This window comes from Collinsella sp. HCP28S3_E12, assembly GCF_052065595.1.
In the GTDB taxonomy this organism is placed as follows: domain Bacteria; phylum Actinomycetota; class Coriobacteriia; order Coriobacteriales; family Coriobacteriaceae; genus Collinsella.
On record NZ_JBQHTS010000021.1, the window covers coordinates 1 to 25754 of the forward strand.

Consider the following 25754-nt stretch of genomic DNA (forward strand, 5'->3'; position numbering starts at 1 on the left):
GACGACGTGGCGGCGAGCGCGATCGCGGACAGGGTGTGCCACCACTGCCACCTGGTCAAGATAACCGGCAGGTCCTACAGGCTGAAGGACCTGCCGAGGGACGGTCCCGTCAAGCCGTGACCGGAATCGGTGAAAATACGTTAGCGCAACCGGTGAAACCGCCTTTGCGCGAACGGCGCGCCTGTTTAGCGAAACTGGTGAAAAATAGATTGACGCTAACACCCTCGAGCGCGGGCCTGCCCCTCCTCCGGGGCATCGGCGCGGCGGGCGACATGTCCTCCATGTCGGCGTACTTCGCCACGGTGTTCCGGCTCACGTGGAGCACTCGGGCGATCTCGGACCTCGAGCGCCCGGCGGCATCCATCGACCGTATATCATTCACTGTGTCCAGGGGCACGGTCATCTCCTCCATCCTTCCCGGGCGGGCTCGCCAAAGTAACCGCCCGGGGAAACCATACGGCGAGGGCCGCGCCCCCGGTCCCCGGGGCGCGGCCCTCTTGCTTAAACTGCTCAATTTTTCGTGCTCACGGTGCTCATTTCCCAGTGATCACTCGGACCACTTCTTAGTGAACATCAACACGAGGGCGCGACCAGAAGGTCAGCGCCCTCTCATTTCACGTCACCTTGGCGCAAATGCGGCCCGCTCGCTGTTGGCGACTGACATCGAATGAGCTGCTGCTGGCATTCGACACTTGGGCAGCTAAAAGGCCCCGTCCCAAATTTGCTACCCCACTAGCAACTTATCTTGCCGATGGATTTGTCGTCGTTTCATTCGTTCGAGTTGCTTTGGCGCCATCGCCCTGTTCGCCTTCATCCTTTTGAGCATCGGCAATGGTGGCAGCGGCTGCGACCATGCCGCGCTGGGGCGCGACGCCCGTCTGGGTCTGAACGCCCTCGACAACTTCTGTGCCTGCATGCGCGAGCTCGGGCGACTTAAACATTGCGTCCAGATTGGCCCCGCCGCCGGCGTAGCCAAGCGCCGCGAGCGCGATGACAATCACCGCGACAACGACCGCGATCGGAACATAGCGATGCCAGCCTGCGGGATTGAGGCCGCTACGGCGAGCAGCGCCACGGCTAATGTAGCCGAGCGTTCCATCGTGCTTGAGCTTTGACCCCACCACACGCTTACGGCCCCACAGCGATGATTCGGCCTGCATGGCCAAGCGAGCGCTTGCCGAAGGATAACCATATTTAGTGCGTTTGAACGAGCCGTCGAACCCCGAGGCGCTTTTGCCCCACGTCCGTGAAGTCGTGCGACGGTTGACCGGCGCCGCGGGCTTTCGAACCCGATTTGTTTTTGAAGTCTCCGCCATACTCCCCGCACGCCGTAACACAGTCGAAACAATACTGCTTTGGACTGTATCACACGCGCCGAGCGCGGTCACGGGCGCCTCGCTTAACGGTCGTCGTCCTTCAGCAGGCGCCACAGGGTCGTACGGCTTATCCCTAGCACTTCGGCAGCTCGGGTCCTGTTGCCGTGAAGGTGACCTACGACCAGCCGTGCGATATCGCGCTCGGTATCGGCCAGTGGGCGCAAGATATACAGATCGCTATCGAGCGTCGGGGCACCAAAGGTCGCGGTCTTGATAACGTCCTCCTGAGCGAGCACCTCCTCCGCCACCGCCCGCTCGGCCGTACCCATCCTCACTAATATATAAAGTCGTTCCGAAACCTCACGAAGCTGTAGATAGTTACGGGGCCATCGATAGGCATCGAGTGTCTTTGCCGCCCCGGACGACAAGGCAGGTGTTGCCGTCTCAAACATATCTGCCAGATACTCCAGATAGCGCGCAACCTTTTCCGACGCGCCGCCCTGCTCGGCAATCGCCGGCGCCACACTCACTGCACAGGCCAGACGCTCGGTTACAAAAGCAGCCTGATCGCTTTCGCCGCCGCCTGGCATGTCGTTTGCCGTCAACACCACATGGCAACGAGTTGCGAGCGCCGTGTCGATCATTGCGGACACGAGCTCGCGCAGGCGTTGGGGGCCAACGGCATGCCATCCGCCCATGCAAAGTGTCAGCCCCGTTTGGAATAGCGGCGATTCGGAACTTTTGAGCAGATGGCGCCAACCGCGATCCGTAAGCTCATCGAGCGCAACGGACACAAAGGGCTGGTCGGCATAGGGTCCATCCAGGTACAGGCGTTTTGCAATCTGATCCTGTCCCGCGCCCAGCTCGCCCTCGAGCATAAGGGGCACTCCGCGCGCATAGCTCTCCCGTACGGGGGCAGCGACCGCTGCCGCATCTTCGACGATGCCGTACGCGCTCGATTCGTAGCGGGCCTCAACTTCGTCGGCGTTGAGCCACTCGATGCCCGCATGCGCCGCGGCGGCGCGCACCTCGCGGACCACGATGACCCAAAGGCCCCCGCCCTCTTTGTCGGTGGGGCGAACGGTCAGGCTCAGGCGCGTACCCGCACGCCCCATAACCAGACGCGCGCCGTCTCCTATGCGGTCGAGGCGCTCAGCGACAAAAGCCGCCACATCCCGCTCAAGCGCCGCGTCATTCATGGTCGAGATCGCGACGTCCCCACGCGCATCGATTGCCAATGCCGAGGCCCCGGCAGCAGCTAGGGCATCGGTCAAGATGTTCAGCTTGGCATCGCTATCCATGATTTGCCCCTGTCCGCTGCGACGTACAACCGCCGACGGTCGCACGACCGAGTGTTTCAAAATTGAACGATATTGCTCACCAAACACTATAGGGCAGAAAGCGCCATCCTGCGAGTATAGGTGTTGCCCCGCATCGCCATCCTGGCGGGGCGATAAGAGCTCTTCGGGATCTATTAACCTGCGGACAAGCCATACCCGCAAGAGCTCCTATCGCTCCACCGCGAGGATGCGGCCACCGGCAACCAGCACGTAAATGGGCTACTTCTCTACCAGATTCCCAGCACGTGCTGCATTCCCAAACCCATGCACGCAATGCCAATCCAGCAGCAAAAGCCCAATGCGATGGGCTTGCCGCCTTTTTTGACCAGCTCGACGATATCGGTATTAAAGCCAATAGCCGCCATGGCCATCACGATAAAGAACTTCGACAGCTCCTTGATGGGCGCCGTAACGGACGCGGGAAGCTGAAACACTGTGGTGACCACACTCGCCAGCACAAAGAACAGCACAAACATGGGAAACGCGCGCTTAAGGGAGAACGTGCTTTTGGCGTCGCCGCCGGCCTTGCGCGCCAGATGCATCTGCCAGCATGCGAGGACCAACGTGATGGGAATAATGGCCAGCGTCCTGGTGAGCTTGACTACCGTAGCGCTCTCGAGCACATTGGCGCCGGGATGCATACTGTCCCAGGCGCTCGCCGCAGCCGTTACAGACGAGGTGTCGTTGATAGCGGTACCGGCAAACAGGCCAAAGCCCTCGTTGGTCAGCCCAAGCATGCCTCCAAGCGTTGGAAACACGAGCGCCGCGATAACGTTAAACAGGAAGATGACCGAAATAGCCTGGGCAATCTCGCGATCGTCGGCATCGATGACGGGCGCGGTCGCGGCGATGGCGGAACCGCCGCAAATCGACGAACCCACACCCACAAGCGTCGCGATCTTGCCCGGCACGTTCATAACGCGGCAGAGCACAAAAGCGATGATGAGCGAGGTCAAGATCGTAGCCACGATAATCGGCAACGACTGGGCGCCTTTGGACAGAATCTGCGAGAGGTTCATGCCAAAGCCAAGCAGGATAACCGCGTACTGCAAGACTTTTTTAGACGTATAGGTGACGCCGGCGGCGAGCTGTTCGCGACGATTCTTGGGAAAGACGAGCGCCAGAACCATGCCAAAGAGGATGGCAAATACCGGCCCACCGACCACCTCAATCTGTTTGCCGAGCAACGACGCAGGGATGGCGATGATCAGGCAGAACAAGACGCCCTTCCAGCGCTCGCGTACGATATTTACCAGTTGCATATGGGATTCCTTCTTTCTATTTCACGTTTGCGACGGCTTATGATACGGCAACATCGAGCACAGCCATGCGCAAAAACAGACTAAGATGCCGCAATAGTTCTCGGGCAACAACCGAATTACCCAGCGCGGAGAGCTGATTCGCGGCATAATTAACAATTGACATATGAGTGTGATAGAACAGTTGCGAGGCACTATGGAAGAATCGATGCACGTCGGCGAGCAGGAAACGAGCCTACAGGACCAGTCCTACCACACCATTCGACGCAAAATAGTCTACCTGGACTACAAGCCGGGCGAAAAGCTGGGCGTCAAGCAGCTTTGCGACGACCTAGATATGGGGCGCACCCCTGTGCGCGAGGCACTGGTGCGTCTGGCGCAAGAGGGCCTAGTGCGCACCGTGCCCCAAAGCGGCACCTATGTCTCGCCCATCAACCTCACCCTTGCCGAGAGTGCCTGCTACATTCGCGAACACCTGGAAAAGCAGGTGATTGTGGAGTGCTGCGCCCGTGCCACCTCGGTAGGCATCGAGCAGCTCGACCGAGCCATCGCGCTGCAGGAAAAAGCCATGGCCGAAGAGGACCGCATCGGCTTCTTTTTAAGCGACAACCTCATGCACCGCATGATCTTTAGCATCGCGTGCCGCAGCACCGTGTGGTCGTGGCTCGAGGCGACCAATGCCGACCTGGAGCGCTTCCGCTGGCTGCGCGCCGCTACGCAGGCGCTCGACAATCAGGAGATTGTTAACGAGCACAAGCAAATCCGCCGCGCCATCGCCGGTCGCGATCCTATCGAGGCAAGCTTTTTGGTCAGCAAGCACCTGCATATGATGTTCCGCAACCAAACCGAGGTCCTGGACCAATATCCCGAGTACTTCGAGACCAGCAAGCTCCGCTAACCTGCCAAAAAGGGACAGGTTTATTTTGGCTGGTTTTATCTGGGCAAATGCAACAAGGCCCAGCTCCGCCGCAACGAAGCCGGGCCTTAGTTGTTAGGACGTAGGAACTCGATTACTCTACTGTGACACTCTTGGCCAGGTTGCGGGGCTGGTCAACGTCGCAACCGCGCAGGATGGCAACCTCGCGGGCGAGCAGCTGCAGCGGAACGCTCGCCGTGATGGGGCTGAATACGTCGCGGACGGCCGGCACGCGAATGACGCAGTCGGCGATCTTGTTGATTTCCTCGTCGCCCTCGGTAGCAACGACGATGACCTTGGCGCCGCGCGCCTTGCACTCCATGAGGTTCGACACCGTCTTGTCGTATGTTGCGCTTTTGGTTGCAACCGCGATAACGGGGAAACCCGGGTCGATCAGCGCGATAGGGCCGTGCTTCATCTCGCCGGCAGCATATGCCTCGGCATGCAGGTAGCTGACCTCCTTGAGCTTGAGCGCGCCCTCGTAGGAAATGGCGGCGCCCATGCCGCGACCCACGAACAATGCAGACTGCGCGTCCTTGCAGACAAGCGCGGCCTCGTGCACGGCCTCGGTCTGCGTATCCAGGATCCACTGGATCTGCTCGGCCGTATCGGAAAGCTCGCGGAACAGCATGCGCGCCTGCTTGGTGGTCAGACGGTACTTAACCTGCGCCAGCAGCAGGGCCAAAAGCGTAAGGCTCACGACCTGACCGATGAAGCTCTTGGTCGAGGCAACTGCAATCTCCTTGTTGGCCTTGGTGTAGATAACGCCGTCGCTCTCGCGCGCCACCGGGCTGCCCAGCACGTTGGTGATGCCAAAGACCTTGGCGCCCTTGATGCGCGCATCGCGAATGGCGGCAAGGGTGTCGGCCGTCTCGCCCGACTGGGACACGGCCACGACAAGCGTCGTCGGCGTGATGATGGGGTTGCGATAGCGGAACTCGCTTGCCGCCTCGACCTCGGTAGGAATACGAGCCCAACCCTCAATAAGGTTCTTGGCGATAAGTCCGGCATGGTAGCTGGTGCCGCAGGCAATCACATACACGCGGTCGATATCGTTGAGCTCCTCGAGCGAAAGGCCCAGCTCGTCGATATCGAGCTCACCGGCGGGGGTCATGCGGCCCACCAGGGTATCACGCACGACGCGAGGCTGCTCATGGATCTCCTTAAGCATAAAGTCGGGATAACCGCCCTTTTCGGCCATATCCAGGTCCCAGTCGATATGGGTAAGCTTGGGCTCAATCACGTTGCCAGCCTCGTCGGTATACTCGACGCCTGCGGGCGTAAGCTTGGCAAACTGACCGTCCTCGAGCACCACGACATCGCGGGTGGCATCGATAAGCGCGATCACGTCGGAGGCAACGTAGGCGCCGGTTTCGCCGACACCGACCACAATCGGGGAGTCCTTGCGGGCCACGGCGATCACGCCGGGCTCATCGGCAGAAACGGCGGCCAAACCATAGGCGCCCACCACGTGGGTGCAGGCCTCGCGCACAGAAGCCATCAGGTCGTGTGTCTCGGCATAGGCTTCTTCGATCAAGTGCGCAAAGACCTCGGTATCGGTCTCGCTCTTAAAGTGATGGCCGCGGCCCTCCAGCTCCTCACGCAGCTCGGCGAAGTTCTCGATGATGCCGTTGTGGACGATGGCGATGCGATCGTCGCAGCTGGTGTGGGGATGGGCGTTGACAACGGAGGGCTTGCCGTGGGTAGCCCAGCGGGTGTGGCCGATGCCGCAGGTGGCGTCGCTGTCGACATTGGTAAGTTCACTCTCCAGGCCCGCGACCTTGCCCACGCGGCGAATGACGTCGAGGTGAGCCGCCGTGCCCTCGCCCACCTCGAGTGCGACGCCCGAGGAGTCATAGCCGCGATATTCCATACGCTTAAGGCCCGTGACAAGGATGTTCTTTGCAATATCAGAGCCGGTGTAGCCGACAATTCCGCACATAGGATAAATCCCTTCGCTCGCGTGACTGTAAAACGTCCACGCACAAGGGGCGCTGAGACGTATAACGTTCGAGTATTGTACTCACGCAAGCGCAAGCTGATATACCAGAAGTGGTATCTCAACTTAGATACCACCCGATGCACACACGTTCAGCCGGTCCAAACCACCACAAAGGTGCCTGTCCCCTTCGTGGTGGTCGCGTTGGCAATAGCGTTTCCCCAGATAAAACCTGCCAAAATAAACCTGTCCCTAATTGGCAGGTTTTGACACCCTAGGGACGGACGATGCTACAATCTGGCTTGTACTTGAAACGCATCAAAGGGGCCGCTATGGCAAAGGTAAAAATCAGCGACGTCGCGCGCGAGGCAGGGGTCTCGCTGGGCACGGTATCCAACGCGCTCAACCATCCCGAAAAGCTGCGCCCCGAGACCCTCAAAATCATCAACGAGACCATCAATCGCCTTGGCTACCTGCCCAACCAAAGCGCCCGTCAGCTCGCAGGAGGCACCACTAAGTCCTTTGGCCTGGTCCTCCCCCGTCTCGACCACGGCTTCTCGCTCCAAATTGCCAGCGGTGCCCATAACGAGGCCCGCAAGCACGGTTACGACCTGCTTATCGCCAACGCCGATAACGACGATATTCTCGAAGACCATTACCTGCGCTACTTTATGGGCACGCAGATGTCCGGCGTCATGGTTCAGCCCATGGCATCCCCCGATTGGCACCCCGCCATGACCATGATGCCCGTGCCGATTGTCCATCTGGACATCCACTGTTCCGAGCCCGGTTACTACGTGGCCGCCGACAACGAGGCACAGGGGCGCATTATCGCCGAGCTCGCCATTGCCCGCGGCGCACGCCATATCACCGTTGTGGGCAGAGCGGCATTTATGCAGCTCACCCTGCGCGTGCTTGGCATTCACAAGGCCCTCGCCCTTCATCCCGACATCAAAATTGAGGTCATTGACGCCGGAGAATGGAATACCGCAGCCGACGGCTACAGTATCGGCACTCAAATTGCCGAGCGTTCCACCGATGAGCGTCCGGATTTTGTCATCGGCCTAACCGACGTATTGGCCTCGGGTGTTATCTCGGCGTTGATCGACAAAGGCATCTCCGTCCCCAAGCAGGTTCGCGTGGCCGGCTGCGACGGCAACCCGCTTGCATGGAGCGGGTCGGTCCCTCTCACCACAGTGGCACCGCCGGGTTACGAAATTGGCCGCAAGGGCGTGCAGCTGCTCGTGGAGCAAATCGAGAACAAGGCGCCGACAAAAACCAAACGCGTCCGTATCGGCTCCGCCGCACGCACCGTCACCGAGGTCACAGCCGCCGAGGACATCAACCGTCAGGAACTCGTGCGGCCGTTCCTGCTCGAGCGCGCCAGTACCCAGGCGAGCAGCCAAGCCGAAGCCACCGCCATCAACCTGGGCGCGTATCTATAGCACGTCGACCAGTATGCCAAAACGCAGCTTAAGCAAAAGAGGCCCGGCCATTGCCGGACCCCTTATGCTTAAGCGTAAATGTGGGCAATTGCCCGTTTCAACGCCGCAGCTGTCTAGCGCACAGCCTTGACCGCCGCCGTCAGGTCGAACAGCGTATCGAGCACGGCCTCGCAGCCATCCACCACGTCCTGCGGCAGCGGCACAATGTCGGGGACGGCAAAGACATGGCAGCCGGCCGTGATGCCAGAGACGCAGCCGTTGCGTGAATCCTCGACCACAGCGCATTCCTCGGGAGCAAAGCCCGCGCGCTCGCAGGCAAGCAGATACATCTCGGGGTCGGGCTTGCCGTGCACGACGTCCTCGCCGCAGGTCACCGTCTCAAACTTGTCAAAAAGGCCGACCATCTTAAGGTTGCGCTCGGCCGTAGCGAGGCGCGACGACGTCGCTAGACCCACGTGATAGCCCGCAGCCAGCAGCTCGCCTATGCACTCGGCGGCACCGGCCTTAAGCTCCAAATCGGTCTTGACCATCTCGTCGCGAATCTCCTTGTGGCGAACATAGATCGCCTCGGTGGTTTCATGGCTGCCGTAATGCTTATCAAGGATGTCCATGACATCGGGCAGAGTGCGGCCGATAAACTGATGGATCAGCGCATCATCAATCGCGACCCCCAGCTCGGCAGCGCCCGCCTTCCATGCCTTGATGCCCAAACGCTCGGTATCGACCAGCGTTCCGTCCATGTCAAAAATTACAGTCTTGATCATATCGGTCCCCTCACCGGATTGCATTACGGCCACTCTAGCGCACTTTACAAACTTGTATATAACGTATATAGCATATTGCACTATCGTTACATAGGCAAAAGTCATATGACGAGCAGTCCGATAGGATTATAGTTTTCGACCGAGTACTCAATGGTAAGGATTGTTTTATGCTTTCAGACACTACCGCACCTGCAAAGGAGCTTCAGGACAAACTCGCGGCGCTCGAACAGCTGCTTTTGGCATACGGACGCGTCGCCATCGGCTTTTCCGGTGGCGTCGACAGCAGCTTTTTGGCCGCGGTCTGCGCCCGCATCATGCCTGCCAGCACGCTTCTCGTTCACCTCACCACGCCGCTCATCGGCACGCCCGAACAGACCTCGTTTGAGCGATCCGTTGACAGGCAGACCAATGAGGGACCGCATTTTAAGCTCCCCGTGCTCAATCTTTCGGTCGATCAGCTGCAGCTCCCCCAAGTAGCCTGCAACGACGCCAACCGTTGCTACCACTGCAAGCACGCCGGCTTTACCGCCATCGTCAACCACGCTAAGTCGCTCGGCTTTCCCACCGTCATCGATGGCAGCAATGCAAGCGATCGCGGTGACTACCGTCCCGGCATGCGCGCTGCCAAAGAGCTCGGCGTACGCTCCCCTCTTATGGAGGTCGGCTTTACCAAGGACGAAGAGCGCGAGCTGCTGCGCGCATGGGGCTATCCCGTTTGGAACCTGCCGGCGGGAGCCTGTCTTGCCACGCGCGTCCCCACAGGCGAGGAGCTTACGCACGAGAAGGTCGATTTAATCCGCGCCTGCGAGGACTACCTGCACGATCTTGGTCTGTCGCAGGTTCGCGCGCGCTTGGTCGGCGGCTGCATGCGTATCGAGGCCGCACCCGCAGATGTCGCCAAGATTGCCGCCCTCGGCGGTGCTACCGTCAATGCCGAGGGCAAGACCCCGCTGCCCGCCGCCATCGAGTCCGCGCTGCGCGAACTGGGCTGCAGCCACATCTCCCCCGAAGTCACCCCCTACATCCACGGCAACATGAATCAGTAACCTGCCAAAAAGGGACAGGTTTATTTTGGCAGGTTTTATCTGGGGAAACACAAACAGGGCCGCGACACCTCTATGGCGTCGCGGCCCAGGACATCTATGCCAGTACGTATTGATAAGTGTCTCCCATGGGCACAAAGGTGACCGGCAAGTCTGCACCAGCGTCTCCGAGCGCAGCGGGCAACCATGTCGACATGTATTCCATGCCCGGCTCTTCGCCGTTAAAGTGACCCATATGGATGGCACATTTCCCCTGACCGAGCATTGCGGCGTCGCGGATGTATTCACTCACCGTAAAGTCGATAAGCTCCATCGCCAAAATGCAATCGATGTCATCAGAGTCGATATGGGCAATCTCGTCGTTATCTCGGCCCATAATATGCATCGGAATCTCGACGTTACCCACCAAGGCATCGCCGTCGCCGATCAGGCGCGTTCCATTAAGACCGAGCTTGAGGACAAGCATTTTCGCCAAATCGCGCGCCGGCATTGGATCAATCCGATAACTCATAAACGACCCATCCGTCGCATATTCGAGCCAGCCCATTTTTGCTGCGAATCCGTAAAAGATGCCGTCGACCATCGAGCCGTCCGAGGCGAGCGGAACGCCCGAGTGGATATAGTCATGGCAACGCCAGACCGCTCCACCCCAATCGTCAAGCAAGGCGCACTTTGCCTCAAAGGTCTCGTTCCCCGCGACCACCTCACGGCTGTCTCCGTGGTTCCAGAACAGCGCCTCGTGCGGAACAATCAGGTTGGCGCCAAGCTCCTTGGCACGGCGAATTACCTCCGCCGTAGCCCAAATGCATGTAACGATTCCGGTACATTGCTGATCGATGTTGCCGTAAAGCACCCGATCGCGCGTCGTCGCAAGCTCGATGGGCTTACCGGTAAAAGCATCGATGCCGCCGCAATAGTCCTGGATAGCTTGAATAGCCTCACTGATAAGCATATGTAACAACCCCTTCGACATAATATGCAGGGCGGCAGCAAACATACCGCCCTGCGGAATCATCTATAGGCGGCATTTTTTGAGCTGAACCACCTATATGCGACCGCTTTTCTAGCGCTCGGAAATCGGACCGTTCTCAAGCTCATCCTCACTAAAGCCAAAGAACCAGGCAACGGCAAAGCTTACGATAAAGCCAGCTGCCGAAGCGATGGCGGCACAGATCAGGTTCTCATTGCCACCGCCGACAAACGTCATAATATTAAGCACGTTTGAAGCAGCACCAGCAAGATAGGCATTCACATGCAGAGCGATCGACCCGGCACCGGCGACAAATGAACCCGCCATGCAGGCAATGAACAGCTTACGATAGCGGAACAGCATGCCATAGATGAACGGCTCGCCGACGCCTCCAATGAGCTGGGCGACAAGATAGCCGGCACATTGTCTCTTTTCCTCCTTGTTACGGAGTTTGAGCCATGTCGCAATCTCCACTCCATAGGCAGCCCACAGCGCAACCGTAGCAGCGACCATAATAAAGCTGTCAGAGCCCGTCGACATGAAGTTTGCAATGGCAATCATAATGACCGCGACATGCATGCCCGTAATGACCATGGGCAACCAAATTGCTGCAAGCAAGCCGCCACCAATAATCGCCGCGATGCCACCCTCGGCGCCGAGGAACCCAAAGATTGCAGCCAGGCCGTTGCCGCACAAAGAGCCAAGAGGGGCAAGCAGGCAAAGCGCAAAGGGGACAGTCAGAGCAAGCGTGCAAAGCGGCGTAAACACCGTAGTAAGCGAATCAGGCATATGCTTGCGCAGGAACTTTTCGAAGACGGACATCAAGGCCACTGTGAGCAGAACGGGAATGACCGTCTGTGCATAGTTTTCAGGCACGCAGGGGATGCCGTAGACGCTAAAGGCTTTTCCCTCGGCTGCCATTTGCATAAACGTCGGTTCGATAAGCACACCGCCCATAAAAGCACCGTACATAGGCGTGGCGCCAATGTTCTTGGCGGCCGAAAAGCCCAAGAAGACTGGTATAAAGTAGAACGTCACGTTGTAGAGCATATTGAGCAGGATATATAGATCGCTCGTATCCGCAATGAGATTGAGCATCGTTGGCCCGAGTACGACGGCAACGGTTTTGAACATGCCCGAAGCGAGCAGCAATGGAATCATCGGAACCATGGAGCCCGAGAGGTAGTTAAGAATCGCATTGCCAACGGCTGCCGGAGTAAGCGGTGTTTTGACTCCACTTGCGTCGAGGTTCTCGTCGATACTCTCCTGCTTGGCCAAGCCGCTCATCGTGATGAGCTCGTCATATACCTTAGGCACGTTCTGCCCAATAATCACCTGGAACTGCCCGCCAGATATTTGAGCGCCGATGACGCCGTTTATTTTTTTAACAGCGTTAATATCGGGCAATTCCATATCCTTAAGGTTAAAACGCAGGCGCGTCATGCAGTGGGCTGCAAAGGTGATGTTGTCTTTGCCACCCAGCGCCTCGAGCACATCGGCTGCGATCTTCTTATTGTCAGCCATATCATCTTCCCTTTCGAACGATCCGGTTCCTTCCTCGCTGCGCGCGCGAGGAGACAAAGCGGACGGTGGCCTGCCGCCCACATGGAAATATTCGATTGTTGAGGGAAACGGCGTAAAGACAAAAAGCTCCAAAACGAGACATCGACAGGTCGCCCTGTCTTTACGTCACGCTTCGGAAGCTCAGCTCTCGAATAACACCTTATGTCGCGCCAAGGTTATCAGCTCCGCCATGAGGACGGCAGCCTCACGATGTTCAGAATACCGCGAACGGTAGATTTTCATCCTTAAGCGGTAAAGAAGCCATCTATTCGACCGTTAAGGACCCGTCTCTCATATTGCCGGCATAGACCCGATTGACATGAAGCATAAGGTACACCTTCTCTTCGGGCACGACGGAAGCTTGATAAGTCTCCTCAATGAGTCTGGCCATCTTCTCGACGCAAGCCGCCACGGCCGGATGCTCATCACAGAGGGGCTGATAGAGTGCCGCATTGTCGGTATTGAGCGGCTCACCGGTGCGAACACGCTCCAGCAAATATCTCACATGGGTGTCATAACGCGCATAGTCGAAGGCATCACGATCAACAGAGATATCCAGGTCTTTCTCAATAATCGTTACGAGTTTCTCAATCAGGCGCTCCTCGCGGCGCACGTCATTTGACTTTGCTTTGCTCGAACTTGCCATCACGCTGTTAACGATGCAGAGTGCGATACCTGCCCTCTCCCCGCGCGGCATAAACACGCCGAATTCGCGTTCTATGCCAGCGTGGGCGAACGTGGCGATTTTGAATTCAACGGGATATTGCTGCTGCACGTCGCAAGAAAGCGGCATCTGAACATACATGTGCTCACGACAGCGCTTAATGGCAAAGCTAATGTGATCGGCAAGCGTAAAAGGAAGGTTCGCCGACAACTCGCGCGAAATGTTGGCGCGCGCGACATCGGCAATCTGCGCACTAAATTCCATTACCTTGGGATCGATCTCGTTAAGAAGTGGCAGGTAGCGTGCATCAACGTTGTAAAACGTGCGCTCAATCTGCGCAAGTGAAACCTCATCGGGGCCGTCAGGGAAACCAATGCCTTTCCCCAGCGCCACAAGCTCGGTTCCCTTATCGTTGACAAGCAAGGCGGCATTGTGATTGATACGCTTAACGATCCTCATGATGCCTCCGAAAATAGGCGCAGCCGAAGGGCAAGCGCAATGAATTCCAGTTAAGATGGTTCGCCTCGATTATTCCACGCAACGTCACGCGAGACAAGCAAACCCGAGCCCCACAACCTGCCAAAAAGGGACAGGTTTATTTTGGCAGGTTTTATCTGGGGAAACGCAAACAGGGCCGCGACACCTCTATGGCGTCGCGGCCCTTTTCCTTGGAGAAGGATCGATTGATTGAACGGGATGACCGTTCTAGTCTTCGAGTCCGCTATTGATGAGCTCCGCAATCTCAACGGGATCGGTGCTCGCGCGCACCTTGTCACGGAAGCCGGCGTCCATCAGCATCACGGCAGCCTTGGAGAGCAAGCGCAGATGCGTGGTTCCAGCCTCGCCGGCAGGCACGTACAGCGCGAGCGCAACATCGACGGGCACCCCATCGAAGCTCGGCCATTCAACGGGCTCGGCCAGTTTAAGCACGGCAACGCCCGGCGTGTGGATCGCGTCGCTTTTGGCATGCGGAACGGCAAAACCGGCGACAAGGCCGGTCTCGGCCTCGTTCTCGCGAGCAATAAAGGCAGCCTCTACGGCAGATGCGTCATCGGCAAAACCGAGCTCGATGGCCTGCTCGGACAAATAATGCAGGGCGTCCTCGCGCGAGGCGGCGGTATACCCGATCGTCACTTGGTTGGCAGATACAAATCCCATGGAAACCTTCCTTACAACACAGACCTGACCGCAGCTTCGATACCGTCGGCGTCCAAACCGTACTCGTGCAGCAAATCGACCGCAGGGCCGGACTCGCCATACACATCGCGCACGCCGACGCGTCGCATCGGCACCGGATGCTGTTCCGCGAGTACCGAGGCCACGGCCTCGCCAAGACCGCCGATAATCGAGTGCTCCTCGGCGGTGACCACGCGACCGGTCTTCTTGGCGCTGGCAACCACCAGACGCTCATCAAGCGGCTTGATCGTGTGCATGTTGATGACCTCGGCGTCAATACCATCGGCAGCGAGCGCCTCGGCAGCTTCAAGCGCCTCGGCAACCATGAGGCCACAAGCGATGATGGTCACATCGGACCCCTCGCGCACGACCACGCCGCGACCAATCTTGAACTCATAGTCCTCGCGGTCGTTGATGACCGGTGTTGCCAGGCGGCCGAAACGCATGTAGACCGGCCCCTCAAATTCATACGCGGCGCGCACGCAAGCGCGAGCCTCGATGTCATCGGCGGGAACGATCACCGTCATACCCGGGATCGTGCGCATGAGCGCGATATCCTCGCAGCACTGATGCGTGGCGCCGTCTTCGCCGACCGAGATACCCGCATGTGTGGCGCCGATTTTGACGTTGAGGTGCGGATAGCCGATGGAATTACGAACTTGCTCGTACGCGCGGCCGGCGGCGAACATGGCAAAGGTGCTCGCAAAGGCGACGTGGCCCGTGGTTGCAATGCCGGCGGCAAGCCCCATCAAGTTGCTCTCGGCAATGCCGGCGTCGTAGAAGCGCTCAGGGTGCGCAGCCTTAAACTTGCCGGTCTGTGTGGCGGCGGCCAGGTCGGCATCGAGAACCACAAAGTCATCGTGCTCATTGCCCAGCTCGACAAGTGCCTCGCCATAGCTAACGCGCGTGGCGACTTTCTTGACGTCTGCCATTAGAGCTCCTCCCCTGCTGCTGCGAGCTCGGCCATGGCCTGCTCAAACTGTTCATCGTTGGGTGCCTTGCCGTGCCAGCCCACCTGGTTTTCCATAAAGGAAACGCCCTTGCCCTTCACCGTCTTGGCGATAATGGCCACAGGCGAGGCACTCACTTTGCGAGCCTCGGCAAAGGCCGCGGCAATCTGCGCCATGTCGTTACCGTCGGCGAGCTCAATCACATGCCACTTAAAGGCACGGAACTTGTCGGCAAGCGGCATAGCCGAGTTAACTTCGTCGATACTGCCGTCAATTTGCAGGCCATTGTGATCGACGATAGCGACGAGGTTATCCAGGTCGTGGTTGCCGGCGAACATGGCCGCCTCCCACACCTGCCCCTCCTCGCACTCGCCGTCGCCCAGCAGCGTGTAGACGCGGTAGCTGTCACCCCAGTGCTTTGCAGCGAGTGCCATTCCAACCGCGGCGGAGATACCCTGACCGAGCGATCCGGTAGACATGTCAACGCCCGGCGTGTCATTCATATTGGGATGGCCCTGCAGGCGGCTGCCGATATGACGGAGCGTCTCGAGCTCCTCCTTGGGAAAGAACCCGCGCTCGGCGAGCACGGCATAGAGTGCCGGAGCGCAATGTCCCTTGGAGAGCACAAAGCGGTCGCGCTCGGCGCGGCTCGGATTCGCCGGGTCGACATCCATTTCCTCAAAGTAGAGGTAGGTCATAATGTCGGCGGCGCCAAGCGACCCTCCCGGATGCCCCGACTTGGCGGCATGGACGCCCGTGACAATACCGCGGCGAACCTCATTGGCAATCTTGGCCAGTTCCTGATCGGTCATGGAGTTTCCTCTCTTGAGCACGCCGGCCCGGCATAACAAATGCTGGGCCGGCAGAACCATCGTTACTGTGCCTCGACGACCTTTTTCCAGTCGGCCTCGAACGAGGCAAGGCCCTGGTCGGTCAGCGGGTGATGCAGGCATTTCTTAAGAGCGGCCATGGGGACGGTCGCAATATCGGCACCGAGTAGCGCCGCCTGGGTCACGTGATTGGGCGTGCGGACGGATGCGGTGATGATCTCGACGGTGTCGTCGACGTTCTTACCGGTCCAGTCATAGTTCTTGATGCAGGTCACAACGTTGTCGAGCTGCGAGATACCGTCCTCGGCGATGTCATCGAAGCGTCCCACAAACGGGCTGATGTAGCGGGCGCCGGCGTTGGCGGCCATCAAGGCCTGCGTCGGCGAGAAGACGAGCGTCATGTTGACGCGCACGCCCGCATCGGCCAGCGCGCGGCAGGTGGCGAGGCCGGCCTCGCAGACGGGGAGCTTAACCACAATGTTGGGAGCCAGGGCGGCAAGACGCTTGCCCTCCTCGATCATGCCCTCGGCAGTAGTCGCGGTAGACTCGGCAGACACGGGCAGACCCTCGCAGAGCTCGGCAATCTTGAGCATATGGGGCTCAAAGTCGGCGAGCTTACCGCCGGTCTTGGCGTACAGGGACGGATTGGTGGTGACGCCGGCAAGGCAGCCCCAGCTCTTGGCCTCGGCGATCTCGTCAAGGTTGGCGGTATCGATAAAGAACTTCATGGTACAAACTCCTTCGAAGGAATCCAAACTCAAAAAATAGGACAAAGGGGATGTCCCTTTGTCCTATGTGCCGGGCCTGCAGCTGGGACATGCCCCAGGCCCGGCGTCGTGTAGGAAAAGCTACTTAGTCCTCGAGAGCCTTCTCGATGCGGCTCGTGACGCCCTTGAGGTTAAGACCGACGACGTACTGCTTAATCGGGCGCTTGATGTGCTCGATCACAAAGCGCTTGCCGTCGATGTCCTGGGCAGCGAGGTTGCGATAGAGCTTCTCGACCTGCTCCTTGACCTCGGGATCGTTGAACGCGTAGTGGCCGGAGACATCCAGAATCTTCAGGCTGAGCTCGTCGTCGGCCAGAATGTCGTCAACCTGCAGGTTGACATCATCGCCGGTCATCCACTTGCGCCAGCGCTCGGTCTTGATAGCCTTGACCAGCAGCGTGTGATACAGATCGGAGGGATCGTCGCACAGGCCGTTGTCGACCAGAATCTGCTCGGTAGCGCAGAGCTTGAGGTAGGCGCGGGTCTCCTCGGTGCCGTACTGAGGGGCGACATTGGAAGCCGTCACGTGAGCCGGAATGTGCTCGAGCAGCGTCGCGTCGTCCAGGTAGTCGGCGTTGTGCTCCTTCAGGCCCACGCCGTAGCGCTTTGCCATGTCGGCGAGCTCGCGGGCGTTCTTAAAGTTGTAATGGCCAACCTGCTCAGTCCAACGGGTAAGCGTGCCGGTCTGGCCGACGATAAAGGTGGGCATGGGGCAGCCGCGCTTCTCGAGCTCGGGCTGCAGCTGAGAAATGAACTCCTCGTACTTATCGGTAGAGGTCAAGCCGCCATTGGTCTCCTCGGTACCGACCTCATAGGCGACCTCGGGCAGGTTATGCTCGCGACGGTACTGCTCAAGGTAGTCGATAAGATCGATCGTGCGGCGAAGCACCACGTCGAGCGGAATAACCTTGCCGATCTGATAGGGATCCTTGGTGGGGTCGACCATCAGCAGGTCAAAGCCCGCCTCCATGTCGGCGACGAAGGACTTGCGGGCGAGCTCCATGGCCTCGTCCTCGGGCAGGTGGGCGTTACGCTCCTCGTCACGCTGCCACGGACCGCCGTGATCGCGGCACAGGTAGTACGGGCCGGTGTAACCCACCTCGTCGGCAACCTTCTTGATGTCGGCGGCAAAGCGCTTCTGGTCCCAACCGTTGACGTAGCCGGCGCCCATCTCGTCCATATCGACCTGGTTGCGGCTGGCGATAAACATGGGCGGGAAATCCTCGTCCTTGGCAAGCTCGAACACAGCCTGAATCAGGTTGGGGCTCATGGGGCCAATACCGACCATGGTTGCATGATCGCCGCTATCCTACAGCTTGAGCATGCCCTGAACGGCCTGGCGGATGGTGAGGTTGGACATTTTGTTCTCCTTCTCCAGAGGATTTTTGACAAAAGTTCCCTGGGACCCAGATGCGGGCCCTATCAGTACGGATGGATTTTGTTGTGTAGGGGCGGTTGTGCGGAGTCAAATCCATCCCTCCGCACAACCGGAGTCCTTAAAGGGTTACTTGGCCTGCTTGTCGAGCGTGGGCTTCATGGCAATCAGGATTGCAGCGGCGACCACGGAGCCAATCACGATGTCCAGGCAGAACAGCGCGACGTTGTTGGTGGCAAGGGCGACAATAAAGCCACCGTGCGGGACGTAGCAGTCGATACCCTGGAAGGCGGCAAGCGCCGCACCCACGGCAGAACCGATGCAGATGCCGGGAAGGGTGTGACCGAGATCCTTGACCGCGAAGGGGATAGCGCCCTCGGTAATACCGATGCAGCCCATAAACAGTGCGGAGATACCCATCTGACGGTCAGCGTCATCGAACTTGTTCTTGGCGATGAGCGCAGCAAGGCCGCAAGCAATCGGGGGAATGGCGACAGCGACGCGGAACATACCGTTGGGGCCGTAGATGCCGGAGGCCATGATGGCCATGGTAAAGGTCGAAGCGGTCTTGTTGACGGGACCACCCATATCGAAGGCGGTCATAACGCCAATGACCAGGCCCAGGACGACGGCGGAGCCGCCCTGCAGGCTACCGAGCACGCTGGTGAGCCAATCCATCACAAAGCCAAGCGGCGTGGCCAGGATGTAGATGTAGGCCATGCCCAGGACGAGCGAGGTCAGAATCGGGATGATCAGGATCGGCATGATGGTCTGGATGGTGTTGTTGACCTTCCAGGTCTTCATCCAGCGGACAAAGTAACCGCAGATGACAGCCATGATCATGGCGCCCAAGAAGCCGGTCGAAACGCTGTTGCCGCTCGGGGTGACGACGGCGTTGTTGACCAAGTAGCCCAGGACAAAACCGGGGGCAAGCGCGGGCTTGCCGGCCATCGAGTAAGCGATGTATGCCGCAAGCACCGGAATCATCATAGAGATGCCGGCCATACCGATGGTGTTAAGGCTCACCATCAACGGGTTGGTGACCTCCATGCCGTTAGCACCGGCAGTACCGGATGCCAACGAGAAGGCGAGGAACACGCCACCGATAACGACAATGGGGATAAAATAGGAAACGCCGGTATTGAATGCATTGAGCAGCGTCTTGCCAGGATCGGCAAAGATAGACTGCTTGGACGCCGGTGTCGGGGCCTGCGGGGCAGCGGAGACGGCCTTCTTCTCTGCCTTGGCCTCGGCCTTGGGCGCGTCAACGGCGCCACCCGTCGCCTTGATAATCTCAACAGCCTGGTCGATGATCTTGACCGGATCGGCGATCACATCGGAAGTACCGACCTTGAGGAACTTGCCCTCGGCCATCTTCTGCTCAAAACGGTCCTCGTTCTCGACACCCACGTCGACGGACTCCAGGACCAGGTCGGCGGAGTCCACGTCTTCCTGCGTGAGCTCATTCTCGATACCCAGGCCACCCTGAGCCTCAACCTTGCACTCGATGCCACGGGCGGCGCATTCATCCTGAATCGCCTTCTGGGCCATATACGTGTGGGCGATACCCACGGTACAGGCGGCAACGCCTACGATCTTCATTGCTTCCCTCTTTTCATAGAGTTGCGTGCGCAAGACACCGTTTGCGGAGGCCTCCGGAGCATCCCCTGCCGTTTGGACTTGCTGTCTTTTCGACAAGACCAATATAGGTGCTCATTTTTCTTAATACCAGCTTATTTCGGTAAACGCGCAGGTCAGAGCGTTGGTTATGTAATTTAGTTATGCGTTTAACCAAAAATGAATCCTGCGTTTTTGATCTCTTTTTTAAAAGTCAAGAAGTATTTAGATTTCTCGGTAGACGGCAGGCTTGCATAACCGCCACGAATTTCGGACCCCACGGATACGGTATTGTTGCATACTCATAAAAGGGCGAAAGGACAGGCAGAATCGTGTGCCCGCAACCCGAACGTGAACCACCGCGCCAAACAACGCAATTTGTCGGAAGGAGTCGCTGTGACCAAACAGCGCGTTACGATCGCAGACGTCGCCCGCGAGGCGGGAACTTCAACAGCCAGCGTCTCGTATTACCTCAACGACAAACGAGACAAGCTCAGCGACAAAACGCAGGCAAAGATCGCGCGCGTTATAAAGGAGCTGGGATACGTCCCCAACGCCCAGGCGCAAACACTCACCGGCAAACAGACCCGCGTCATCGCCATCATCATCTTGGATAACACCAACAAATGGGCAGGCCTCGTCCTCAACGGCATGGAGCAGGTCATGCTCCCCGCGGGCTACCAGACGGTTGTTTGCACGAGCAACTTTAACCCCGAGACCGAGCTCATGTATGTCGACAAAATGCTCTCGCTGGGCGTCGATGGCTTTATCATCCAGCCCACGGCAAACTTCAAAGCCGTGCACGACCGCATTAGACGCGCCGGCAAGCCGGTCGTCTTTTTCGATGCGGCCATCTATAGCCCAGGTACCAGCTGGATCAAGACCAACCTTTACGACGGTGTGTACAACGCCACGCAGGTACTCCTCGACGCCGGTTACGAAGATTTCTTTTCCATTGCCGCCAACATGACCGAAATGCGCACCCGCATGGAGCGTTTTCAGGGGTATGCCGAGGCGCTGGCAGCGAACGGACAGCTCTACAAAGCGATTTCCATCGACCACAACAAGCCGTCGGTCAGTGAGCTTACCGAGTACTTTAAATACAAGCTCAACCCCGCCAAGCGAACCCTTATCTTCGTGCAAAATCAGTGGGCACTTCCCCGTGTCTACAAGGCCCTCCAGCCCATGGCCCATCTGCTTCCGCAGCAAATCGGTCTTTTGGGACTCAACTGCGAAGACTGGACCAACCTCACCACGCCGACCGTCTCCACCATCATCGAGCCCGTCGACCAGGAAGGCAGAGAGGCGGCCGAGATGCTCCTCGCGCTACTCGATGGCAGCAGCACTCCCGGTGAGCAGCGTATTCTCGAATGCAAGCTCAATTGGCTCGGTTCTACCTCGATCTAGCCATACGTCAAATATGAGGCAAATGAATCCGTAGCGTTTGTCCCAAATCTTAAGTATTTGTTCGACAGAACGGCCCTCGGCGGCTCCTGCTAGACTGGTAGACTCCCAACCGTCCGTCCAGGAGTCACCATGTCGCGCAAGTCCGCCTACAAGCAAGCACTTTCTATCGGCACCGCTGTGGTGCTGGGGTTTGCGCTGTTTACGGGATCGCTCGACGGGGCGCCCAGACTGCTCTCGCCGCAAAGTGATGAACAGGCGGCGGCTCTGGCCGAGAAGCAAGACGAGGGTCCCAGCCGCACCGACGACGAGGCAGACCTGGTTGCCCGACTCGAATCGGGAACGGCAAACTCCACAGACTCCCAAAACGGCCCGAACTCTGGCGACAAGCCACATTCCGCCGCACCCGACACCGGTGATGACGCTTCCGCGGACAGCGCCGCCACCCCCATCGACGAGGTCGAAAACCCCAATCTCGACCGCGCCCGCGGCGTATACCTCAGCAACATTCCTGACTACGCGGGCAACCCCTATGTTGCCCTGCGAGCCGACAGCACGCACCCGTTGGGCACACCGTCATTCACGCTCGATGAATACGAGCGCGCCGCCGAAGAGGGCTGCTTTAAGAAGTTCTCCAAGCTCGACAGCCTGGGCCGCACCCGCAAAGCGCTCGCTTGCGTGGGCCCCGAATCGCTCGGTCAAGGCGAGCGCGGCGATATCTCGCGTATCCATCCCGCCGGATGGCGCCAGCAGCGCTACGACTTTATTCCGGGCCAGAGCCTCTACAATCGCTGTCACCTCATCGCCTGGTCGCTCTGCGGCGAAAACGCCAACCGCAAGAATCTCCTCACCGGCACGCGTTATCTCAACGAAACGGGTATGCTGCCATTTGAGGAGCAGATTCTCGGCTACATCCGCGAGACGGGCAACCATGTGCTCTACCGTGTCACGCCTATGTACAACGAAGAGGAACTCGTCTGCCGTGGCGTGCGTCTTGAGGCGCAATCGGTCGAGGACCACGGCAAGACCCTGTGCTTCCACGTGTACTGCTACAACCTGCAGCCGCATGTGCAGATCGACTACGCTACCGGCCGCAACCAGGCCTCGGGAGACTAGGGCTGGCCAAGCTGCCCCAAAACTTAAAATGAACCGTTTTCCTCCATCCCCCAGGGATCAAAAAGGGCCGCCCTGGATTGCCCAGAGCGGCCCTTGCATCGGCATGTATGTTACAGGCAACGCCCAACGCTACTTGGCACGGCCCTCCTCATAGCGCTCGACCAGCTTGGCCTGAACGTCATAAGGCACCTGCTCATAGCCCGCAGGCTTCATGGTAAAGTCGCCCGTGCCGCGCGTGATGGAGCGCAGACGCGTCGAGTAATCCGTCAGCTCGGCGAGAGGCGCCTGAGCGATGACCACGGTGTCTCCGCGCTCATCGGTCTCCATACCCGTCACGCGACCGCGCGAGGCCGAGATGTCGCCCATCACGGCGCCGGCGTAGCTCTCGGGAATAGTCACCGTGATTTCCTCGATGGGCTCCAGCACCACCGGGTCGGCGTCGGCGCATGCCTTGCGCAGGCCGATGCGAGCCGCCGCGCGGAACGCCATCTCGTTGGAGTCGACGCTGTGATACGACCCGTCGTACACAGCCACGCGAATGCCCGTAAGCGGGTAGCCGGCAATGATGCCGTCCTTCATGGTCTCCTGAACGCCCTTGTCCACGGCAGGGATCAGCGAGCGCGGAATGCGGCCGCCTACGACCTCGTCCACAAACTCATAGCCGTCGCTCGTACCGTCGGGCCCAATGAGCGGCTCTACGCGCAGCCAGCAGTCACCATACTGGCCGGCGCCGCCGGTCTGCTTCTTGTGGCGGCCCTGGGCAGTTGCCGTGCGGCGAATGGTCTCGCGATACGGGATGCGAATCGGCACGCTCTTGGCCGCGACCTTGGTACGGTCCTCAAGACGATTGAGCAGGACCGAAACCTGCGCCTCGCCCACCGCCGAAATGATGGTCTGGCCGGTCTCCTCGTCGCGGTCGATGCTCATGGTCGGATCGGCCTTGCATGCCTTCTCGATAAACGTGTAGAGCTTCTCTTCGTCGCCGCGATTCTCGGCCTCGATGGCGATGCGGTACTGCGAGTTGGGGAACTTAAACGCCGCAGCCTCGACCTTGCCGGTAATCGAGAGCGTATCGCCCGTCTCGGCCGCCAGCTTGGGTGCCACGATGATATCGCCGGCATAGGCGTGACCGACCTCGGTCATGTCGCGGCCGCACATCACATACAGGTGAGCCAGACGATCGCTCTTGCGGGTGCGCGCGTTGATCAGCTCAAGGCCCGGCTCAAGCGTACCCGTCAGCACCTTGATGAAGCTGATGCGACCCTGCTGAGGATCGGCCAGGGTCTTAAACACAAACGCCACCGGGCGGTCATCGTCGCTCGAGATCTTGAGCGAATCACCGTCGATGAGCGGCATCTCACCGTAGTCCGTCGGCGCCGGGAAGTACGTGGCGATGTCGTCCATCAGCGAGTTGACGCCCTGCTCCTTGATGCAATCGCCCGCAAAGACCGGCACAAAGATGCGCTCGGCGATCGCCTTCGACAGCAGGCCTTCAAGCTCCTCCTGCGTCAGCGTCTCCTCGCCTTCCAAGTACTTCATCATCAGTTCGTCGTCAGCCTCGGACACCAGCTCGCACAGATGGTCATGGGCCTCCTCGGCCTGGGCACGATACTCCTCGGGAATCTCCGACTCAACGGCTTCGGCGCCGTTGCAATGGCGCGCCTTCATGCGCACCAGGTCAATGATACCGTCAAAGTCCTCGCCCTCGCCCCAGGGAAGGGTCACGGCGCCCAGGCGCGTGCCAAAGCGCTCCTGCAGCAGGTCCATCGTGGTCGCAAAGCTGGCCTCGGAGCGCGACAGGCGGTTTACGAACACCGCACGCGCCAGACGCAGGTCCTCGGCGGCATACCAGAGCTTAACCGTCGTAGGCTGCGGGCCGGCCTCGGCGTCGACCACAAACAGAGCCGTCTCGCAGACGCTCATCGCGGCAAAGGCGTCGCCGATAAAATCGGGGTAGCACGGGGCATCGAGCACATTGATGCGCGCACCCTTCCAGTCGATCGGCGCAATGGTCGTCGAGATGGAAAACGCACGCTTGACCTCTTCGGGGTCATAGTCGAGCGTGGGCTTGGTGCCGTCGTGGCCGCCCAGGCGGGCGGTCTTGCCGGAAAGGTGGAGCATGGCCTCGGCGAGTGAAGTCTTGCCCACCCCACCTTGGCCTACGAGCACCACGTTCCTTACGTTACCGGTCTTGGGAGCACCCATGATGACCTCCTTGCAGGGCCGCGCGCAATGCGCGACGCCAACGGGGAGAGTTCGCGGTCGATGTCGTCCCGGGAGCAGCATGGTCGGCAGCCGATCCGGCTCACCCTCCAAATGTCCTATGCCACCACCCTACCCTCGCGGGCGACTGTCCATGCACACCTTTCGGCGCACGTATGAATACGGGCGGCGAGAGGAGAGGGCAAACGCCTGAGGCGGTTATTAAGCCCCATCGGCGCAAATAAAAACCGCCGCAGGCCATAAGACCTGCAGCGGTTTCGCCTCAATGTCTACTTGAGCCTAGCCCTCGATACGGCTCAGGAACTCGCGCGTGCGCCGTTCGCGCGGATGGCCGATAACCTGCTCGGCAGGACCCTCCTCGACAATGCGACCGCCGTCCATAAAGACCACGCGATCGGCAACATCGCGCGCAAACTGCATCGCATGGGTCACGATCACCATCGTCATATTCTGCGCGGCAAGGTCTTTAATGACACGCAGCACCTCGGCCGTTAGCTCGGGATCGAGTGCCGAGGTCGGCTCATCGAAGAACAAGATCTCTGGATCGAGCGCCAAGGCGCGCGCAATACTCACACGTTGCTGCTGACCGCCCGAAAGCTCGCATGGCACCTTGTTCTCGTTGCCCGTAAGCCCCATCTGCGCGATCAACTCACGCGCACGTGCTTCGACCTGCTCGCGCGGGCGCTTGAGCACGCGGATCGGAGCGTCGGTAATGTTTTTCATCACGGTATAGTGCGGGAACAAATTGTAGTTCTGAAACACCAGGCCAAAGCGCGAGCGCGCCTGCTTGGGCACATCGCCTTTCGCATACACCGTGCCCGATCCCGCATCCGTCGCAACGGCTAGATCACCAAACGAAAGCGAGCCGCCGTCAAGCGTCTCGAGCAGCGTGGCGCAGCGCAACAGCGTTGACTTACCGCCGCCCGAAGGTCCGATAATCGCCACGACCTCGCCGCGCTTTACCTCGAGCGAGATATCCTTGAGCACCTCATTGCCACCAAACTCCTTGCGCGCGCTCGTTATATTCATTACCGTTCCGGACACGGGAACCTCCATGTGTTTGAAAAGCACGACGGA

Annotated in this window: 21 protein-coding genes and 1 pseudogene; 6 read left to right on the forward strand and 16 right to left on the reverse strand. The window is 59.2% G+C overall.

Translation table 11 applies throughout. The features are described 5' to 3' along the window. The first annotated feature begins 6 nt into the window (after positions 1 to 6). Positions 7 to 120, forward strand: coding sequence for an ATP-binding protein (locus ACTNBY_RS07990; protein WP_368139607.1), 114 nt, complete (start codon positions 7 to 9; stop codon positions 118 to 120). Between the two features lie 620 nt (positions 121 to 740). Here the strand turns inward: ACTNBY_RS07990 and ACTNBY_RS07995 are convergent. The 3 genes from ACTNBY_RS07995 to ACTNBY_RS08005 form a co-directional block, all read right to left on the reverse strand. After that, on the reverse strand, positions 741 to 1316 hold the full coding sequence (locus tag ACTNBY_RS07995) for a hypothetical protein (protein ID WP_441064072.1): 576 nt from the start codon (positions 1314 to 1316) through the stop codon (positions 741 to 743). Between the two features lie 83 nt (positions 1317 to 1399). Further along, positions 1400 to 2617 (reverse strand): helix-turn-helix domain-containing protein, encoded by a 1218-nt coding sequence (locus tag ACTNBY_RS08000; RefSeq protein ID WP_441064073.1) that lies wholly within the window; start codon positions 2615 to 2617, stop codon positions 1400 to 1402. Between the two features lie 266 nt (positions 2618 to 2883). Next, positions 2884 to 3918: a YeiH family protein gene (locus tag ACTNBY_RS08005; RefSeq protein ID WP_154517801.1), complete on the reverse strand. Its 1035-nt coding sequence runs from the start codon at positions 3916 to 3918 to the stop codon at positions 2884 to 2886. A 193-nt stretch (positions 3919 to 4111) separates the two neighbouring features. On the opposite strand from ACTNBY_RS08005, the gene ACTNBY_RS08010 reads away from it, so the two are divergent. Then, positions 4112 to 4813, forward strand: a complete 702-nt coding sequence (locus tag ACTNBY_RS08010) for a GntR family transcriptional regulator (protein WP_427719781.1) — start codon at positions 4112 to 4114, stop codon at positions 4811 to 4813. A 112-nt stretch (positions 4814 to 4925) separates the two neighbouring features. Here the strand turns inward: ACTNBY_RS08010 and glmS are convergent, their stop codons facing one another. Further along, the gene (gene glmS / locus ACTNBY_RS08015) at positions 4926 to 6773 is read right to left on the reverse strand and encodes a glutamine--fructose-6-phosphate transaminase (isomerizing) (protein ID WP_441064074.1); all 1848 of its coding nucleotides are present in this window, start codon (positions 6771 to 6773) and stop codon (positions 4926 to 4928) included. A gap of 329 nt (positions 6774 to 7102) precedes the next feature. Here glmS and ACTNBY_RS08020 point away from each other — a divergent pair, with 329 nt between their 5' ends. Continuing rightward, positions 7103 to 8215, forward strand: coding sequence for a LacI family DNA-binding transcriptional regulator (locus ACTNBY_RS08020; protein WP_441048900.1), 1113 nt, complete (start codon positions 7103 to 7105; stop codon positions 8213 to 8215). A 113-nt stretch (positions 8216 to 8328) separates the two neighbouring features. Here the strand turns inward: ACTNBY_RS08020 and ACTNBY_RS08025 are convergent, their stop codons facing one another. Then, a complete protein-coding gene (locus ACTNBY_RS08025) occupies positions 8329 to 8979 on the reverse strand; it encodes an HAD family hydrolase (RefSeq protein WP_441064075.1) in 651 nt (216 codons plus the stop codon). Positions 8980 to 9146: 167 nt separating this feature from the next. Here ACTNBY_RS08025 and ACTNBY_RS08030 point away from each other — a divergent pair, with 167 nt between their 5' ends. Continuing rightward, the gene (locus ACTNBY_RS08030) at positions 9147 to 10025 is read left to right on the forward strand and encodes a hypothetical protein (protein ID WP_441064076.1); all 879 of its coding nucleotides are present in this window, start codon (positions 9147 to 9149) and stop codon (positions 10023 to 10025) included. A gap of 94 nt (positions 10026 to 10119) precedes the next feature. On the opposite strand, the gene ACTNBY_RS08035 is transcribed toward ACTNBY_RS08030, so the two are convergent. The 9 genes and pseudogenes from ACTNBY_RS08035 to ACTNBY_RS08075 all read right to left on the reverse strand — a co-directional run bounded on the left by ACTNBY_RS08035 (position 10120) and on the right by ACTNBY_RS08075 (position 19919). Further along, positions 10120 to 10974: a Nif3-like dinuclear metal center hexameric protein gene (locus ACTNBY_RS08035; RefSeq protein ID WP_441048897.1), complete on the reverse strand. Its 855-nt coding sequence runs from the start codon at positions 10972 to 10974 to the stop codon at positions 10120 to 10122. A 111-nt stretch (positions 10975 to 11085) separates the two neighbouring features. Further along, entirely contained in the window at positions 11086 to 12516 is a 1431-nt protein-coding gene (locus ACTNBY_RS08040) for a PTS transporter subunit EIIC (RefSeq protein ID WP_441048896.1), read from the reverse strand. A gap of 304 nt (positions 12517 to 12820) precedes the next feature. Continuing rightward, positions 12821 to 13678, reverse strand: coding sequence for a PRD domain-containing protein (locus ACTNBY_RS08045; protein WP_441048895.1), 858 nt, complete (start codon positions 13676 to 13678; stop codon positions 12821 to 12823). Between the two features lie 246 nt (positions 13679 to 13924). Further along, positions 13925 to 14377, reverse strand: coding sequence for a PTS sugar transporter subunit IIA (locus tag ACTNBY_RS08050; RefSeq protein ID WP_195503788.1), 453 nt, complete (start codon positions 14375 to 14377; stop codon positions 13925 to 13927). 11 nt (positions 14378 to 14388) lie between these two features. Then, positions 14389 to 15327, reverse strand: a complete 939-nt coding sequence (locus ACTNBY_RS08055; RefSeq protein WP_441048894.1) for a transketolase family protein — start codon at positions 15325 to 15327, stop codon at positions 14389 to 14391. Beyond that, complete coding sequence (locus ACTNBY_RS08060) at positions 15327 to 16157, reverse strand: transketolase (RefSeq protein WP_441048893.1); 831 nt, start codon at positions 16155 to 16157, stop codon at positions 15327 to 15329. Before ACTNBY_RS08060 ends, ACTNBY_RS08055 begins: the two co-directional genes overlap by 1 nt. A 62-nt stretch (positions 16158 to 16219) precedes the next feature. Beyond that, positions 16220 to 16903, reverse strand: a complete 684-nt coding sequence (locus ACTNBY_RS08065; protein WP_441048892.1) for a transaldolase family protein — start codon at positions 16901 to 16903, stop codon at positions 16220 to 16222. A gap of 124 nt (positions 16904 to 17027) precedes the next feature. Next, positions 17028 to 18233 (reverse strand): annotated as a pseudogene (locus ACTNBY_RS08070) (class II D-tagatose-bisphosphate aldolase non-catalytic subunit); the annotation flags it as partial. Positions 18234 to 18446: 213 nt separating this feature from the next. Then, the gene (locus ACTNBY_RS08075) at positions 18447 to 19919 is read right to left on the reverse strand and encodes a PTS fructose transporter subunit IIC (RefSeq protein ID WP_441016594.1); all 1473 of its coding nucleotides are present in this window, start codon (positions 19917 to 19919) and stop codon (positions 18447 to 18449) included. Between the two features lie 411 nt (positions 19920 to 20330). Here ACTNBY_RS08075 and ACTNBY_RS08080 point away from each other — a divergent pair, with 411 nt between their 5' ends. Both ACTNBY_RS08080 and ACTNBY_RS08085 read left to right on the forward strand, forming a co-directional pair. Then, positions 20331 to 21341 carry a LacI family DNA-binding transcriptional regulator gene (locus ACTNBY_RS08080; RefSeq protein WP_441048885.1) on the forward strand — a complete coding sequence of 337 codons (1011 nt, stop codon included), beginning with the start codon at positions 20331 to 20333 and terminating at the stop codon, positions 21339 to 21341. Positions 21342 to 21470: 129 nt separating this feature from the next. Beyond that, a complete protein-coding gene (locus ACTNBY_RS08085; protein WP_441064077.1) occupies positions 21471 to 22454 on the forward strand; it encodes a DNA/RNA non-specific endonuclease in 984 nt (327 codons plus the stop codon). Positions 22455 to 22583: 129 nt separating this feature from the next. On the opposite strand, the gene ACTNBY_RS08090 is transcribed toward ACTNBY_RS08085, so the two are convergent. Then, positions 22584 to 24659 carry an elongation factor G gene (locus ACTNBY_RS08090; RefSeq protein WP_154517778.1) on the reverse strand — a complete coding sequence of 692 codons (2076 nt, stop codon included), beginning with the start codon at positions 24657 to 24659 and terminating at the stop codon, positions 22584 to 22586. A 297-nt stretch (positions 24660 to 24956) separates the two neighbouring features. After that, positions 24957 to 25706, reverse strand: coding sequence for an amino acid ABC transporter ATP-binding protein (locus tag ACTNBY_RS08095; protein WP_441064078.1), 750 nt, complete (start codon positions 25704 to 25706; stop codon positions 24957 to 24959). Positions 25707 to 25754: the final 48 nt, after the last annotated feature.

What these genes read in the sequence shown, in the direction of transcription:
- ACTNBY_RS08000 (WP_441064073.1), bottom strand. Translation starts at nt 2,617, where the DNA reads ATGGATAGCGATGCCAAGCTGAACATCTTGACCGATGCCCTAGCTGCT.
- ACTNBY_RS08045 (WP_441048895.1), bottom strand. Translation starts at nt 13,678, where the DNA reads ATGAGGATCGTTAAGCGTATCAATCACAATGCCGCCTTGCTTGTCAAC.
- ACTNBY_RS08055 (WP_441048894.1), bottom strand. Translation starts at nt 15,327, where the DNA reads ATGGCAGACGTCAAGAAAGTCGCCACGCGCGTTAGCTATGGCGAGGCA.
- ACTNBY_RS08030 (WP_441064076.1), top strand. Translation starts at nt 9,147, where the DNA reads ATGCTTTCAGACACTACCGCACCTGCAAAGGAGCTTCAGGACAAACTC.
- glmS (WP_441064074.1), bottom strand. Translation starts at nt 6,773, where the DNA reads ATGTGCGGAATTGTCGGCTACACCGGCTCTGATATTGCAAAGAACATC.
- ACTNBY_RS08095 (WP_441064078.1), bottom strand. Translation starts at nt 25,706, where the DNA reads ATGAATATAACGAGCGCGCGCAAGGAGTTTGGTGGCAATGAGGTGCTC.
- ACTNBY_RS08025 (WP_441064075.1), bottom strand. Translation starts at nt 8,979, where the DNA reads ATGATCAAGACTGTAATTTTTGACATGGACGGAACGCTGGTCGATACC.
- ACTNBY_RS08035 (WP_441048897.1), bottom strand. Translation starts at nt 10,974, where the DNA reads ATGCTTATCAGTGAGGCTATTCAAGCTATCCAGGACTATTGCGGCGGC.
- ACTNBY_RS08040 (WP_441048896.1), bottom strand. Translation starts at nt 12,516, where the DNA reads ATGGCTGACAATAAGAAGATCGCAGCCGATGTGCTCGAGGCGCTGGGT.
- ACTNBY_RS08010 (WP_427719781.1), top strand. Translation starts at nt 4,112, where the DNA reads ATGGAAGAATCGATGCACGTCGGCGAGCAGGAAACGAGCCTACAGGAC.
- ACTNBY_RS08075 (WP_441016594.1), bottom strand. Translation starts at nt 19,919, where the DNA reads ATGAAGATCGTAGGCGTTGCCGCCTGTACCGTGGGTATCGCCCACACG.
- ACTNBY_RS08060 (WP_441048893.1), bottom strand. Translation starts at nt 16,157, where the DNA reads ATGACCGATCAGGAACTGGCCAAGATTGCCAATGAGGTTCGCCGCGGT.
- ACTNBY_RS08020 (WP_441048900.1), top strand. Translation starts at nt 7,103, where the DNA reads ATGGCAAAGGTAAAAATCAGCGACGTCGCGCGCGAGGCAGGGGTCTCG.
- ACTNBY_RS08065 (WP_441048892.1), bottom strand. Translation starts at nt 16,903, where the DNA reads ATGAAGTTCTTTATCGATACCGCCAACCTTGACGAGATCGCCGAGGCC.
- ACTNBY_RS08005 (WP_154517801.1), bottom strand. Translation starts at nt 3,918, where the DNA reads ATGCAACTGGTAAATATCGTACGCGAGCGCTGGAAGGGCGTCTTGTTC.
- ACTNBY_RS07995 (WP_441064072.1), bottom strand. Translation starts at nt 1,316, where the DNA reads ATGGCGGAGACTTCAAAAACAAATCGGGTTCGAAAGCCCGCGGCGCCG.
- ACTNBY_RS08090 (WP_154517778.1), bottom strand. Translation starts at nt 24,659, where the DNA reads ATGGGTGCTCCCAAGACCGGTAACGTAAGGAACGTGGTGCTCGTAGGC.
- ACTNBY_RS08050 (WP_195503788.1), bottom strand. Translation starts at nt 14,377, where the DNA reads ATGGGATTTGTATCTGCCAACCAAGTGACGATCGGGTATACCGCCGCC.
- ACTNBY_RS08085 (WP_441064077.1), top strand. Translation starts at nt 21,471, where the DNA reads ATGTCGCGCAAGTCCGCCTACAAGCAAGCACTTTCTATCGGCACCGCT.